Source organism: Prevotella sp. LCP21S3_D2 (assembly GCF_052118345.1).
Classification (GTDB): domain Bacteria; phylum Bacteroidota; class Bacteroidia; order Bacteroidales; family Bacteroidaceae; genus Prevotella.
Genome location: NZ_JBQKHJ010000009.1, coordinates 109,000 through 122,760, shown reverse-complemented (window position 1 = coordinate 122,760; position 13,761 = coordinate 109,000). Strand labels below are relative to the sequence as shown.

The window sequence follows — 13,761 nt, the reverse complement described above, 5'->3', positions numbered from 1 at the left end:
AGAGAAGTTAAGCTCACTTGCGCCGATGGTACTGCAATGCAATGCGGGAGAGTAGGTAGCCGCCTTCTTTCAATTTCAGAAGCCTCGATTACGAAAGTAGTCGGGGCTTTTCTGTTTAATAACACTGGCTATTTAGTATAATTACCCTTGCTATATAATATAATAACCCCCTCGCTATTTACCATAATAGCGAGGGGTATTTCTGCGATGTTCTGAGTGTTTTGTCTACTGCTTGGTGAATTTCAGATTTTTAGGAATCTTCACCCATTTCCGGTTTCGGGCAATTTTCAGGTTACTTCCTTCTTTCTGCTGCAACTCGTAACTACCATCGGGCAAGGCTATGAGGTCGGCAGTAAGATCTTCGCTCCCGTAATCATTGATAATGGATAGATGAGCGGTCTTTCCTTCTATGTCAGCATCTGTAATCAGCCATTTGCGACTATCACGTCTGTCACCGAAATATCCGGGCATTTCACCGAACAGTTCCTGTCCTGGAACCTTGAGGTTCTTATGGTAGAAGTCTATATTCATATAGACATCATACTCTTTGTTTGTAATCTTCCCCTTGAATAGGGTGCTGTCTGTTTGTGCCATACTAGATATACTAATTAGGCATAATAATGTTGCTAAAATCTTTCTTTTCATCTCTTTTTTCAATTAACTGCGACAAAGTTATTCATTTAAATCAAGAAAACTGCATTTTTTTTAGGATTTTAATAAGATTAATTCGTTTTTTTGCAAATATTTATCTATCTTTGCGGTGTTTATTGATAATTATATATGGAAAAGAAAAGATTATTTCCAGATTACATATTTGAGTCTAGTTGGGAAGTGTGTAATAAAGTTGGTGGTATCTACACCGTTCTTTCAACACGAGCTAAGACTCTTACGGAAAGGTTAAAGGATCAGCTAATCTTCATTGGTCCTGATTGTTGGGGAGACAAGGTGAATCCTTATTTCTCTCAAGATGATACGCTTTATGCGGAGTGGAAAGCAGAAGCTCTGAAAGAGGGCTTAAAGGTTAAAGTAGGTAGATGGAATATACCGGGAGAGCCAGTAGCTGTTTTGGTAGATTTCAATCCTTACTATGCTGTTAAAGACCAGATCTATGGACAACTATGGCAGGACTATCAGGTTGATAGTCTTCATGCTTATGGTGACTATGACGAAGCATCGATGTTCTCTTATGCTGCCGCTCTGGTAGTAGAGAGTTTCTACAAACATGTTGTTGGAAAAGGCAAGAAAGTTATCTATCATGGCAATGAATGGATGACCGGTCTTGGTGTGCTTTATGTTAACAAGCATCTTCCTGAGGTGGCTACAGTGTTTACTACTCATGCAACTAGTATCGGTAGAAGTATTGCTGGCAACAATAAGCCTCTTTATGACTATCTCTTTGCCTATAATGGCGATCAGATGGCGCAGGAGCTTAATATGCAGAGCAAGCATTCTATTGAGAAGCAGACTGCTAAGTATGTGGACTGTTTTACAACAGTGAGCGACATTACTGCCAATGAGTGCAAAGAGCTGCTGGACAAACCAGTTGACTTCGTTTTGCCTAATGGTTTTGACAATAGTTTTGTTCCTAAGACTACAGCTTTTACCAAGAAGCGTAAGGAGGCAAGAAAGCGTTTGCTCGATGTGGCTAATGCCTTGATGGGTACAGATTTAGACGATGATACATTAATTGTCTCTACCAGTGGTCGTTACGAGTTCCGCAACAAAGGTATCGATGTCTATATCGAGGCAATGAATCGTTTGCTTCGTGATAGCAACTTGAAGAAGAATGTCCTGGCATTCATCGATGTACCTGGTTGGGTAGGCGATCCACGTCAGGATCTGTTGGACCGTCTGAATAGTGGCAAGAAGTTTGACACTCCATTGGAGGTTCCAGAAATTACTCATTGGCTGCATAATATGAGCCATGACAATGTATTGGGTATGTTGAAGTACTTCAATATGCATAATAATAAGGAAGACAAGGTGAAACTGATCTTCTTGCCTTGCTACCTGACAGGCGATGATGGTATCATCAGTAAGAGTTACTATGATGTAGTGTTGGGTAACGACCTCTGCATCTATCCTTCATATTATGAGCCTTGGGGCTACACGCCTTTGGAGGCTGTTGCATTCAAGGTGCCATGTATCACCACCGATTTGGCAGGTTTTGGTCTCTGGGCTAACTCGGAGAAGGGAAGGTATAGCGAGATTGAGGATGGTGTGAAGGTAATCAAGCGTACTGACTACAATTATTCAGAGGTGGCTGATGCCATCAAGGATACTGTTGCTAAGTACTCTGGATTTACTAAAACTCAGGTGAACAAGTGTCGTAAGAATGCAGAAAAACTCTCAGAGAAGGCTTTGTGGAAGCACTTTATCGAGTACTATTATGATGCTTACGATTTCGCTTTGAGAAAGGCTGAAGCCCGCATGGAAAAATAAAGAAATCTCTCTCTCGGTAGTGAGAAATCACAATATAGTTATAGAGAATATAAATACTTTAATATAAATCGAAACACAATGAAAATTAAAGCAGACTATGCTAATGCTCCTCAATGGAAGGAGACTACTATTAAGTCTAGCCTTCCTAAGGAGTTGAAGTGCTTGGACGAGATTGCTCACAACATGTGGTGGGCATGGAACTATGAGGGTCGTGACTTGTTTAAGAGCCTTGATGCTGATTTGTACGAGAAGTGCAACGCTAACCCTGTATTGCTTTTGGAGCGTTTGAGCTACGACCGCAAGGAGGCTATTGTTAAGGATAAGGAGACAATGGCTAAGGTTAAGAACGTCTATAAGATGTTCCGCGAGTACATGGATGTTAAGCCAAACTCAAAGCGCCCTTCTGTAGCTTACTTCTGTATGGAGTATGGTATTAACCAGGTGGTTAAAATCTACTCTGGTGGTCTTGGTATGCTTGCTGGTGACTACTTGAAGGAGGCATCTGACAGCAACGTGGATATGTGTGCCGTTGGTTTCCTCTACAGATTTGGTTACTTCAAGCAGTCTTTGAGTATGGATGGTCAGCAGATTGCTAACTATGACGCTCAGAACTTCAACTCTCTCCCTATCGAGCGAGTATATGATGAGAATGGTAACCCAATGGTAGTTGATGTTCCTTACACAAACTATCAGGTACATGCATACGTATGGCAGATGAACGTTGGTCGTATCAAGTTGTATCTCCTGGATACAGATAATGATATGAACTCTGAGTTCGACCGTCCTATCACTCACTCACTCTATGGTGGTGACTGGGAGAACCGCTTGAAGCAGGAAATCTTGCTCGGTATCGGTGGTATGCTCGCATTGAAGAAGATGGGTATCAAGAAGGATATCTATCACTGCAATGAGGGTCATGCTGCTCTCTGCAACTTGCAGCGTCTCTGCGACTACATCGAGGAGGATGGCTTGAACTTCAACCAGGCTCTCGAGTTGGTTCGCGCTTCTTCTCTCTATACTGTTCATACTCCAGTGCCAGCTGGTCATGACTACTTCGACGAGGCTCTCTTCGGCAAGTACATGGGTGGCTATCCACAGCGTCTTGGTATCTCTTGGGATGAGTTCATCGGTATGGGTCGTGAGAACGCAGACGATCATAACGAGCGTTTCTGCCTCTCTACATTCGCTTGCAATACTTGTCAGGAGGTTAATGGTGTAAGTAAGCTCCATGGTTGGGTAAGCCAGCAGATGTTCTCTAACATCTGGAAGGGTTACTTCCCAGAGGAGAACCACGTAGGTTATGTAACTAATGGTGTTCACTTCCCAACCTGGACAGCAACAGAATGGCGTAAGCTCTACGATAAATATTTCAACAAGAACTTCATGAACGATCAGAGCAACGAGGAAATCTGGCATGCCATCTACAATGTTTCAGACGCTGAAATCTGGAATACCCGTATGACATTGAAGAAGAAGCTCGTAGCTTATATTCGTGAGAAGTTTACACAGACATGGTTGAAGAACCAGGGTGATCCAGCTCGTGTAGTATCTTTGCTCGAGCGTATCAACCCTAACGCTTTGATGATTGGTTTCTGCCGTCGTTTCGCTACATACAAGCGTGCTCACTTGCTCTTCACAGACTTGGATCGCTTGTCTAAGATCGTTAACGATCCAGAGCACCCAGTATTGTTCTTCTTCTCTGGTAAGGCTCACCCTGCTGATGGTGCTGGTCAGGGCTTGATCAAGAAGATCTTCGAGATCAGTCAGCGTCCAGAGTTCCTCGGCAAGATCATCTTCCTCGAGGACTACGATATGACTTTGGCTCGTCGCCTGGTTTCAGGTGTTGATATCTGGATGAATACTCCTACACGTCCATTGGAGGCTTCTGGTACATCTGGCGAGAAGGCTGAGATGAATGGTGTTGTCAACCTCTCTGTACTTGATGGTTGGTGGGTAGAAGGTTACCGCGAGGGTGCTGGTTGGGCTCTTCCAGAGAAGCGTACATACCAGAACCAGGGTTACCAGGATCAGCTTGATGCTGCTACTATCTACAACCTCTTGGAGAACGACATCATCCCTATGTATTACAACAAGAATAAGGAAGGCTTCAGCAAGGAGTGGATTCAGGTAGTAAAGAACTCTATTGCTACTATCGCTCCTCACTATACAATGAAGCGCCAGTTGGATGACTACTATGATAAGTTCTACAATAAGGAGGCTGCCCGCTTCAAGAAGTTGAGCGCTAACGACAATGCACTTGCTAAGGAGATTGCACTCTGGAAGGAGAGCGTTGCAGAGCGTTGGGATGGTATCCACGTTGTATCTAAGGACGACTGCATGCTGATGGCTGCTGAGACTGGTCAGAAGATCAAGGTTCAGTATGTTATTGATGAGCAGGGCTTGAACGATGCAGTAGGCTTGGAGCTTGTTGTATTGAAGGATCAGCCAGAGGATGGTAAGCAGATTTATGCTGTTTATCCATTCAAGATGGTTGGTCACGAGGGTAACAACTTTACATTCGAGACTGAGATTGAGCCAATCAATGCTGGTTCATTCAAGACAGGCGTACGTATGTATCCTAAGAATGATAAGTTGCCACACCGTCAGGACTTCTGCTACGTGAAGTGGTTGAACTAATAGGATAGCGGATTTCTATTCGCATCATATATTTAATCCCACATCTCGCAAGGAGGTGTGGGATTTTTTATTTCTTACTTTTTTTGATAATGTAATAAATTCCACACAATATGACAATATAGCCAACTAAGAGTTCGATATTGGTAAGAGTGTCAGGAGAATCAAAGCAAAATATTAAACCTAAAAGGGCATAAAGAATAAAGAAAAATCCGATAAAGAGTTTTAATAATGTTTTCATAATGGGGGATTGGTTATATCATAAAAGGACAGGATTTCAACAACTTAGAAATCCTGTCCTTTTATATATGTATTATACGAGATACTGAGAAGAAATACTCTCGTTGTCTTCTACGCGGCGGATAGTCTCAGCAAACATATCAGCGATAGTGAGCTGCTTAACCTTGTCGCAACGCTTGGTGTAAGGGATTGAATCAGTGAAAACAATCTCCTCGAGAGCAGAATTCTGTACGCGTTCTGAAGCTGGACCACTCATTACACAGTGAGAAGCACAAGCACGAACAGTCTTGGCACCAGCCTGCTTCATGATGTCGGCAGCCTTGGTAATAGTACCTGCAGTGTCAACCATGTCATCGATGATGACAACATTCTTGTCCTTTACATCACCAATGATCTGCATGCTGGCAACCACGTTAGCGCGAGCACGAGTCTTGTTGCAAAGAACGAGAGGGCAGCCGAAGTACTTAGCATAAGTGTTGGCACGCTTAGAACCACCAACATCTGGAGAAGCAATTACCATATCCTTGAGGCGCAAGCTCTGCAGGTATGGCAAAATAACGCCTGAAGCATAGAGGTGATCGACAGGAACATCGAAGAATCCCTGAATCTGGTCTGCGTGGAGGTCCATGGTGATGAGACGGTCGATACCGGCAACGCTGAGCAAGTCGGCTACCAGTTTAGCGCCGATGCTGACACGTGGTTTGTCCTTGCGATCCTGACGGGCCCATCCGAAGTAAGGAACAACAGCAATAATATTGCGGGCAGAAGCACGCTTTGCTGCGTCAATCATCAGGAGCAACTCCATCAAGTTGTCTGAATTAGGGAATGTGCTCTGTACGAGGAAAACATCGCGTCCGCGGATAGACTCCTCGAAAGATACGCCAAATTCACCATCAGAGAACTTGGTTACTACCAAATTACCCAGTGGGCAACCTAAACTAGCGCAGATTTTCTCTGCAAGGTATCTCGAATTAGTACCAGAGAATACCAAAAAAGAGTTTTTGTCACTCATTTCTATTAGTGTTTATGTGTATTAATAGTTATTTACTACAAATGTACTTTTATGGAGAAAGAACCTTAGCTGCTTGCTTTTCTCAATCTTTCAAAATGGAGAATCAGCTCTTTGAAGTCTTTCTCATTGTGGATGTCGAATCGGTTCCACAAGTCTCCACAGATAACAACACCACCGAAACCAAGTTCTTTGGCTACCTTGATGTTTTCCAAACTCATTCCTCCCAAAGCGTATACCTTCTTGTCGATGAGTCCAGCCTTTGCTGCCATCTCCAGCTGCTGCATGGAGAAAGATGATTTTTCATCCTTAAACTCAATACAGTCGAAGATATTCTTCAGAAAAACGGAGTTTGATTTCTTTTTCATCTCCTTCAACATGGAGAGGTCTGTACAGGTACGGCTGTACTTACCCTTATAGCCATCTGGTACAGATGCAAGTGGATCATCGATATGTATTGCCGCCAAGTCGTATTCCTGCTTGAGGTAATAATGGTCGTGAACCGTAACCTTGCTACGGTAGTCTTCTGGCAATAAAGTGAGCAATCGCTCAGAATACATGGGTGAGGAACCTGGCTTGAAAAGGTGCAGGTTGTCCATGCCCTCGTCGAACAACGAGGTGAGTATCTTGTCTTCTTCCACAAAGAATGTGGACTTTGTCATTATTGCTAATTTCATCGTCAAAATGCATTTTATACTGCAAAAGTATTAAAAAATTCGCAAACATGCAATTATATCGGGATAAAAAGCTATCTTTGCACCATAAAATTAATATTTATCAAGAAATGAGAGTAAATTTATCATCTTTTTGCGAAGTTCACATACCAATTTACGTTTTGGAGGAGGAACTTCTGCGCCGCAATTTATCGCTCATCAAAAGTGTGGCTGAGCGTGCCGATGTGGAAATTATTCTTGCTTTTAAAGCATATGCTTTGTGGAAGACTTTTCCTATCTTTAGAGAGTATATCAATTCCACAACGGCTAGTTCCTTGAGTGAGGCAAAATTGGCTTTTGAAAAGTTCGGGAGTCCTGCTCATACGTTCTCGCCTGCTTATACTGATTATGAAATTGACGAGATAGCTCGGTGTTCCAGTCATCTTTCGTTCAATTCGCTTTCTCAGTATGAGCGATATCATGAACGTGCCCGACGAGCAAATCCTTCTATCAAATATGGGTTGCGGGTGAATCCTGAATATTCTGAGGTTTCCACCTTATTATATAATCCTTGCGCACCGGGTACGCGATTTGGTGTTTCTGCAGATAAATTGCCGGAAAAATTGCCTTCTGACATAGAAGGATTCCATTGTCACTGTCATTGCGAGAGTGGGGCTGATGTATTTGAGCGTACTTTGAAGCATATTGAAGAAAAATTTGCCAAATGGTTTCCGCAGTTGAAATGGATAAACTTTGGTGGAGGCCATCTTATGACCCGTAAAGACTATGATGTGGAACACCTTATTAATATATTGAAGGATTTCCATGCCCGTTATCCACATCTGAAGGTAATCATGGAGCCGGGTAGTGCTTTTGGATGGCAAACAGGTCCGCTGGTTACACAAGTTGTAGATGTGGTAGAAGATAAGGGAATCAAGACGGCTATTATCAATGCAAGTTTTACTTGTCATATGCCCGATTGCCTTGAGATGCCATATATGCCTGCTATCAGAAATGCTGAAACATTAGAGGTTGATGATCCGATGAAGGCTCCAGAGGGGGAGTATATATATAGAATAGGTGGAAACAGCTGCCTCAGTGGTGACTTTATGGGCTTCTGGAAATTTGACCATGAACTGGAAGTGGGTGAAAATATTATCTTTGAAGATATGCTTCACTACACTACGGTGAAGACAAATACCTTTAACGGAATCTCCCATCCGGCTATAGGTATCGTTCATTTGGATGGAAATTTGGAAATCTTACGCGAATTTGGATATGAGGATTATCTTTCGCGTATGGATTAAAAACGGGATAAAAGAATGAAGAAAACCAGTAAAAAGGTACAATAACTACGGAAAAAGGTGCGTTTTTGCCTGAAAAATGGGCAAAATGCATCTTTTTTTCAAAAAAAGTTCAAGAAAAGTTTGGTAATTCGGAAAAAAGTAGTACCTTTGCACTCGCATTCAGAGGAACGCTCCTATGAAGAGTAGGAAATAAGCGGAAATAGCTCAGTTGGTAGAGCACAACCTTGCCAAGGTTGGGGTCGCGGGTCCGAGTCCCGTTTTCCGCTCAGATTTTTTTGAAGACAACATCAAGCTTTATCTTTATTAAGATATTTGGTGAATAATAATTTCTGGAGAGGTGGCGGAATTGGTAGACGCGCTACTTTGAGGGGGTAGTGACAATTGTGTCGTGGGAGTTCGAGTCTCCTCCTCTTCACTGTTATTATTTGATAAGCGGAAATAGCTCAGTTGGTAGAGCACAACCTTGCCAAGGTTGGGGTCGCGGGTCCGAGTCCCGTTTTCCGCTCATATTTTGATATCTTTGAGATAGGATATTGAAATCGGGCCCAAGTGGCGGAATTGGTAGACGCGCACGTTTCAGGTGCGTGTGTTTCACAACGTGCAGGTTCGAGTCCTGTCTTGGGCACAATGATTAATTGCTTAATGTTGGAGAGGTGGCGGAATTGGTAGACGCGCTACTTTGAGGGGGTAGTGACAATTGTGTCGTGGGAGTTCGAGTCTCCTCCTCTTCACGTCTTTTGTAGATTAATAAGCGGAAATAGCTCAGTTGGTAGAGCACAACCTTGCCAAGGTTGGGGTCGCGGGTCCGAGTCCCGTTTTCCGCTCTATTTTATTTGTTTAAATAGAGAAACATACCTAATTTATGAATTTATATTTAAGATATTTTGATCAGGAAGCATTTGCAACAAATGTGGATCAAGCAATAGATTTTTTGAAGAGTATTCCTGAAATTGGTATGGACGAATCATTAGAGGCTGATGTACGCGATTATGCTGCTAGTGATGTTTGTTATCCTAAGCGTTATAAGGTTCGCCCCCGTGTCTATTTCATCGTTATAAAAACCACTGCAGCTAGCATGCGTGACTTCAAAGACAAGAAGGCGTTGCGTTCAACTCCTTCTGAGGAACATCGTGAAAATGTGAGCCCTTCTGTTGTTCGATTGAACCAGCAACAGCCGGGTTGGTATGAAGGTGCGCTTGATTTTAAGCGTGTCGTTATGATTCCTGCCACTGGTAAGTTCGAATATCGTGATACCCATTTCGTTGCTAATGTCAAGGCGCTCTCTGCTTTGGACTGCTATAATCGTATCGTTGAGTATTTGCGTCAGCGAGTAGATTCCCGTAGCCAGTTCCCGTCGGCAAAGGGCAAGAATTTTGCATACCGTTATTTGGGTATGTGGAAATAAAGTAATGTAGATAAGTTTCAAATTTGAGGAGGTAGGCTATGAATAAAGTCATGTTAATAGGCAATGTGGGTAAAGAGCCTGATGTTCATTATTATGATGCCGACCAAGCTGTAGCTCAAGTGGTATTGGCAACGACAGAGAAGGGGTATACTCTGACTAATGGAACTCAGGTGCCTGACCATACTGATTGGCATAATCTGGTTTTTTATCGGGCTTTAGCAAAAATAGTGGAGAGATATGTTCATAAGGGTGATAAACTCTATGTGGAAGGAAAGATACGTTATCGTTCGTATGATGACAAGCAAGGAAAGCGCAGGTATATAACTGAGATTTATGTTGATAATATGGAGATGCTTACGCCGAAATCAATGTCATCGTCAGCATCTCAAGCTTCTCAGACTGTTACCCCAACACCCAAGCCTGCTACACAGGGAGCAAGTGGTTCTTCTCAGACGTCACAAAGTGAAGATGGACTCCCATTCTAGCTAGTGCTATTTTGTTGTTATTAAATTTTAAGATCAGAAATTGGATATTTCAACCATAACAGATGCTTTCGGAGATGTGGTTTTACAACAGCCCACTACCGGAGTGATTATAGCAGCCATTCTGGCTGCTGTATTGTTACTTATGTCTGCTTTTGCCAGCGGCTCGGAGATAGCATTCTTCAGTTTGTCACCCTCTGATGTCGCTGAGCTGGAAGACGGAAAGTTTGGGGCAGACAAGAAAATTCAGAATCTTCGTGATGATTCTGAGCGTACATTGGCAACAATTCTTATTGCAAATAATTTTGTCAATGTTACAATTATCATGCTCTTGAACTATGTGATTGCTGGCGTTATTTCGTTCGGTGAAAGAGCACTTTTACTTCAGTTTCTTTTTACTACAGTAATTCTCACCTTCTTACTCTTGCTTTTTGGTGAAATTATGCCAAAGGTTTATGCCCGTCAGGATCCGTTGAAGTTTTGTCGTCGTTGTGTGGGAGGAATTATGTTTGCCCGTAAGCTGTTTTGGCCTATTGAAAATATTTTGCTCAAGAGCGGAATGATGGCAGAAAAAATCATACAGAAAGAGAATCATGTTCTAAGTGTTGATGATCTGGAACAGGCATTGGAACTCACTGATAAGAACGATATCAAGGATGAGCAGAACATGCTGAAGGGTATTATCCGTTTTGGAGATGAAACAGCCAAAGAGGTGATGACCAGTAGACAGAATATTATAGATTTGGATATACGAAGTAATTATGCAGATGTCTTGAAATGCATTGAAGACAATAATTATAGCCGTATTCCTGTTTATCAGGATAATACGGATAATATTCGTGGCATTCTGTATATCAAGGACTTACTGCCTCATCTTACGAAGAGTTCCAATTTTCGTTGGCAGAGTTTGATTCGTCCTCCTTATTTCGTTCCTGAGACAAAAAAAATTGATGATTTGTTGCGTGAATTTCAGGAAAATAAGGTGCATATCGCCATTGTGGTAGATGAATTTGGTGGTACAAGCGGCATTGTTACTCTTGAAGACATCTTGGAGGAAATCGTTGGCGAAATCAATGATGAATATGATGAGGAAGAGAAGTTCTATTCGAAATTGAATTACAACACATTTATTTTCGAAGGAAAAACCCTGCTTACAGACCTTTGTCGTATCTTGAATGTAGATGATGAGGAGTTTGAAGAGGTAGAGGGTGATGCTGATACTTTGGCAGGTCTGTTGCTTGAGATAAAGGGAGATTTCCCTAGTATTCACGAGAAGATAGATTATAAGAATTATACTTTCGAGGTGATGAATGTAGAGGAGCGCCGTATCAGTAAGATTAAGGTTACGGTGCATCCCGTAAGAAATCTGGAAGAAGAAAAAAAATAACATGGTATGGCAGTAGTCAATATACGTGAAGTTTATCCAGGTGTGAGTTTAGGCTTATGGCAGATGGATGAGGAGGTAGAGCAGTTGTTCGAACAGTATCCTCATCTTCAAGCCTATAGATCATCATTGGAGGAAAAATATCAGAATGATGGCAGGAAACTTGAGTTTCTTGCCATTCGTGCATTGATGTATGAGATGTTGAAGGCGAATGGGGCATCCAAGGGATTGCTGTTTCATGCTGGTGATATCATCCATAATGAGGCGGGTAAACCTTTGTTTCGCGGTTATCATATCAGTGTGAGTCATACCAAGGGGTACGCAGCGCTTATTCTTTCCAGAAATCAGGAAGTAGCTGTTGACATAGAATATTTCAGCGATAGGGTAGAACGTATTTCTTCTAAATTCTTAAGAATGGATGAGAATGCTTCTGATTTGGATTCCAAGTTGGTACATTGGTGTGCCAAGGAAACGGTTTACAAATTGTTTTCTGAAGAAAACTTGAAGTTTGATGATATGCGCGTGAAGCCTTTTGATACGATGTCTGATTGGGCTTGTGATGTAGAGAACTTGAAAAATAAGAAGGTAGCGCATGTTGACTTTGAACTGACCATGGAGTTTGTCTTAACTTATGCAGCTATGTAAATTCCTAAAAAATGAAAGTTTTATGAAAATAATAATGGGGAGAGGAGTACTGCTGAGTACTCTTCTTTTTTTTAGTTTCATGGGCTATGCTCAAGAGTGGCAGGTGGTGAGAGAGAATGTTCAGAAGTCTTTTCATAAGACTGTACCTGCTGGCAACTATAGTGGCATTACCCATTTGCATGATGATATATATGCGGTGGTGAGTGATAAGTCGGATAGTGCCCTCTACTTTAATTTTCGCATTCAAGTGAATCCTGTGACGGGCGATTTGGAGCAGGTGGAGAACCTGGGATATACTTTTATGGTGGATGGTAGTCGCTTTGATGATAAACCATGGCATGGAACGGAAAAAGGTTTTGATCATGAGGCTATAACTAAGGTTTCGGATTCTACAGTGGTAATAGCCAGTGAAGGAAAATGTAGATTGAAGGAATATCTCATAAAGGATTATCCAGCGAAATTATATCTGAAGGGTTGGGAGAATGTTTGGCCGCCAGATAATTTTTATCCTAATTATAATTTCGAGTCACTGGCTTTCGATTCTATCCGCCATCTGCTTTGGACAATTCCTGAAAGTACGCTTCGGAAGGATGGTGTACCGGCTACCCCGGAGAATGGATTAGCTAATAAGTTGCGGTTAATGGCTTATTCCTGGTCTCATGGTTTACAAGATTCTATCGGATCTGGCATGACAATGTACGCTTATCAGATGGATGCACCTTCTACTCGTAGAAAAGCCGAGACGTATGTGATGGGAGTAAGTGAACTTTGCGTTTTGCCGGATGGGCAACTTCTGGTATTAGAGCGTGAGGCTTTCATTCCGAAAGTTAAACTGGGCGCATTTTGCAAGTGCAAGCTTTATTTGGTGAATCCTTCAAATGAGATGAGTCTTTCTGATTATGATCATCTCTATCAAGATTCGCCCTTTGTCAAAAAGCAATTGCTTACCGAATGGAAGACTAGTCTGTCGCTCGTAAAGCGTTCTTTTGCAAATTACGAAGGAATGTGTCTTGGCCCCAAATTGGAAGATGGTTCTCAAGTACTTATCCTGCTTTCTGATTCACAAAATCAATATGCGGGAGTATTAAGAGACAGTTTTAAAACAATTGTGATAAAGAAAAAATAAAGTAGAAAAATGAAGAAGATATTTTTGTTCATATTATTCTGTCTTTCCGTATGCAGCATGTCGGCTTACGACTTTCTGCGAGCCGTGAAAGATGAGATTCCGGGAGGCTACAACTTCTGGGTTTATACGCCAGTAGATTATTTTTATTCGCAAGAGCATACACCGGTCATCATCTTTTTGCATGGTGCCAGTCTTTGCGGCAGGAATCTGGATAAGGTGAGAAGGTACGGACCGCTTGATGCCATCGTCAAGGGGCGCGATATCGATGCGCCAATTCTTATCAATATCATCGAAGGTGCTGAGGTATTCGCTGTCAATATCCAGTACGGCAAAAAAAATGAAAAACTGTCATTTTCATAGAAATATTTCTATCCTTTCAATCTTTTTTCGTATTTTTGCACCATCAATTAAAATAAAGAAAATTCAGTTTTTTA

At 42.0% G+C, this 13,761-nt stretch carries 12 protein-coding genes and 6 tRNA genes; 15 read left to right on the top strand and 3 right to left on the bottom strand.

What is annotated here, in order from left to right; all coding sequences use genetic code 11:
* Positions 1 to 225: 225 nt before the first annotated feature.
* A complete protein-coding gene (locus tag ACTQ16_RS08220; RefSeq protein WP_229775103.1) occupies positions 226 to 594 on the bottom strand; it encodes a hypothetical protein in 369 nt (122 codons plus the stop codon).
* 186 nt (positions 595 to 780) lie between these two features.
* On the opposite strand from ACTQ16_RS08220, the gene ACTQ16_RS08215 reads away from it, so the two are divergent.
* Both ACTQ16_RS08215 and glgP read left to right on the top strand, forming a co-directional pair.
* The gene (locus ACTQ16_RS08215; RefSeq protein WP_294972233.1) at positions 781 to 2,442 is read left to right on the top strand and encodes a glycogen/starch synthase; all 1,662 of its coding nucleotides are present in this window, start codon (positions 781 to 783) and stop codon (positions 2,440 to 2,442) included.
* A gap of 78 nt (positions 2,443 to 2,520) precedes the next feature.
* A complete protein-coding gene (gene glgP, locus ACTQ16_RS08210) occupies positions 2,521 to 5,079 on the top strand; it encodes an alpha-glucan family phosphorylase (RefSeq protein WP_441933370.1) in 2,559 nt (852 codons plus the stop codon).
* 310 nt (positions 5,080 to 5,389) lie between these two features.
* Here the strand turns inward: glgP and ACTQ16_RS08205 are convergent, their stop codons facing one another.
* Together ACTQ16_RS08205 and ACTQ16_RS08200 are read right to left on the bottom strand one after the other, a co-directional pair.
* Complete coding sequence (locus ACTQ16_RS08205; RefSeq protein ID WP_153124226.1) at positions 5,390 to 6,328, bottom strand: ribose-phosphate pyrophosphokinase; 939 nt, start codon at positions 6,326 to 6,328, stop codon at positions 5,390 to 5,392.
* A gap of 65 nt (positions 6,329 to 6,393) precedes the next feature.
* Positions 6,394 to 7,002, bottom strand: coding sequence for a thiamine phosphate synthase (locus ACTQ16_RS08200; protein ID WP_294972239.1), 609 nt, complete (start codon positions 7,000 to 7,002; stop codon positions 6,394 to 6,396).
* A 107-nt stretch (positions 7,003 to 7,109) separates the two neighbouring features.
* Here ACTQ16_RS08200 and nspC point away from each other — a divergent pair, with 107 nt between their 5' ends.
* The 13 genes from nspC (at position 7,110) to ACTQ16_RS08135 (ending at position 13,687) form a co-directional block, all read left to right on the top strand.
* Positions 7,110 to 8,285 carry a carboxynorspermidine decarboxylase gene (nspC, locus tag ACTQ16_RS08195; RefSeq protein ID WP_441936938.1) on the top strand — a complete coding sequence of 392 codons (1,176 nt, stop codon included), beginning with the start codon at positions 7,110 to 7,112 and terminating at the stop codon, positions 8,283 to 8,285.
* A 193-nt stretch (positions 8,286 to 8,478) separates the two neighbouring features.
* A tRNA-Gly gene (locus ACTQ16_RS08190) sits at positions 8,479 to 8,551 on the top strand.
* Between the two features lie 65 nt (positions 8,552 to 8,616).
* Positions 8,617 to 8,700: transfer RNA gene (locus ACTQ16_RS08185), tRNA-Leu, on the top strand.
* A 17-nt stretch (positions 8,701 to 8,717) separates the two neighbouring features.
* Positions 8,718 to 8,790 (top strand) — tRNA-Gly (locus ACTQ16_RS08180).
* A gap of 38 nt (positions 8,791 to 8,828) precedes the next feature.
* Positions 8,829 to 8,910: transfer RNA gene (locus tag ACTQ16_RS08175), tRNA-Leu, on the top strand.
* A 22-nt stretch (positions 8,911 to 8,932) separates the two neighbouring features.
* A tRNA-Leu gene (locus tag ACTQ16_RS08170) sits at positions 8,933 to 9,016 on the top strand.
* A 20-nt stretch (positions 9,017 to 9,036) separates the two neighbouring features.
* A tRNA-Gly gene (locus ACTQ16_RS08165) sits at positions 9,037 to 9,109 on the top strand.
* 38 nt (positions 9,110 to 9,147) lie between these two features.
* Positions 9,148 to 9,690 (top strand): hypothetical protein, encoded by a 543-nt coding sequence (locus ACTQ16_RS08160; RefSeq protein ID WP_153123856.1) that lies wholly within the window; start codon positions 9,148 to 9,150, stop codon positions 9,688 to 9,690.
* Positions 9,691 to 9,728: 38 nt separating this feature from the next.
* Positions 9,729 to 10,175, top strand: a complete 447-nt coding sequence (locus ACTQ16_RS08155; protein ID WP_441936937.1) for a single-stranded DNA-binding protein — start codon at positions 9,729 to 9,731, stop codon at positions 10,173 to 10,175.
* 40 nt (positions 10,176 to 10,215) lie between these two features.
* Entirely contained in the window at positions 10,216 to 11,559 is a 1,344-nt protein-coding gene (gene gldE, locus ACTQ16_RS08150; RefSeq protein ID WP_295346900.1) for a gliding motility-associated protein GldE, read from the top strand.
* A gap of 6 nt (positions 11,560 to 11,565) precedes the next feature.
* On the top strand, positions 11,566 to 12,201 hold the full coding sequence (locus ACTQ16_RS08145; RefSeq protein ID WP_441936936.1) for a 4'-phosphopantetheinyl transferase superfamily protein: 636 nt from the start codon (positions 11,566 to 11,568) through the stop codon (positions 12,199 to 12,201).
* Between the two features lie 22 nt (positions 12,202 to 12,223).
* Positions 12,224 to 13,327: an esterase-like activity of phytase family protein gene (locus tag ACTQ16_RS08140; protein ID WP_441936934.1), complete on the top strand. Its 1,104-nt coding sequence runs from the start codon at positions 12,224 to 12,226 to the stop codon at positions 13,325 to 13,327.
* A gap of 9 nt (positions 13,328 to 13,336) precedes the next feature.
* Positions 13,337 to 13,687, top strand: a complete 351-nt coding sequence (locus ACTQ16_RS08135; protein ID WP_441936932.1) for a hypothetical protein — start codon at positions 13,337 to 13,339, stop codon at positions 13,685 to 13,687.
* The last annotated feature ends 74 nt before the right edge of the window (positions 13,688 to 13,761 follow it).

Coding starts and splice junctions, on each gene's coding strand:
- ACTQ16_RS08215 (WP_294972233.1), top strand. CDS start 781: ATGGAAAAGAAAAGATTATTTCCAGATTACATATTTGAGTCTAGTTGG.
- ACTQ16_RS08200 (WP_294972239.1), bottom strand. CDS start 7,002: ATGAAATTAGCAATAATGACAAAGTCCACATTCTTTGTGGAAGAAGAC.
- ACTQ16_RS08160 (WP_153123856.1), top strand. CDS start 9,148: ATGAATTTATATTTAAGATATTTTGATCAGGAAGCATTTGCAACAAAT.
- ACTQ16_RS08205 (WP_153124226.1), bottom strand. CDS start 6,328: ATGAGTGACAAAAACTCTTTTTTGGTATTCTCTGGTACTAATTCGAGA.
- ACTQ16_RS08155 (WP_441936937.1), top strand. CDS start 9,729: ATGAATAAAGTCATGTTAATAGGCAATGTGGGTAAAGAGCCTGATGTT.
- ACTQ16_RS08135 (WP_441936932.1), top strand. CDS start 13,337: ATGAAGAAGATATTTTTGTTCATATTATTCTGTCTTTCCGTATGCAGC.
- ACTQ16_RS08220 (WP_229775103.1), bottom strand. CDS start 594: ATGGCACAAACAGACAGCACCCTATTCAAGGGGAAGATTACAAACAAA.
- glgP (WP_441933370.1), top strand. CDS start 2,521: ATGAAAATTAAAGCAGACTATGCTAATGCTCCTCAATGGAAGGAGACT.
- nspC (WP_441936938.1), top strand. CDS start 7,110: ATGAGAGTAAATTTATCATCTTTTTGCGAAGTTCACATACCAATTTAC.
- ACTQ16_RS08140 (WP_441936934.1), top strand. CDS start 12,224: ATGAAAATAATAATGGGGAGAGGAGTACTGCTGAGTACTCTTCTTTTT.
- ACTQ16_RS08145 (WP_441936936.1), top strand. CDS start 11,566: ATGGCAGTAGTCAATATACGTGAAGTTTATCCAGGTGTGAGTTTAGGC.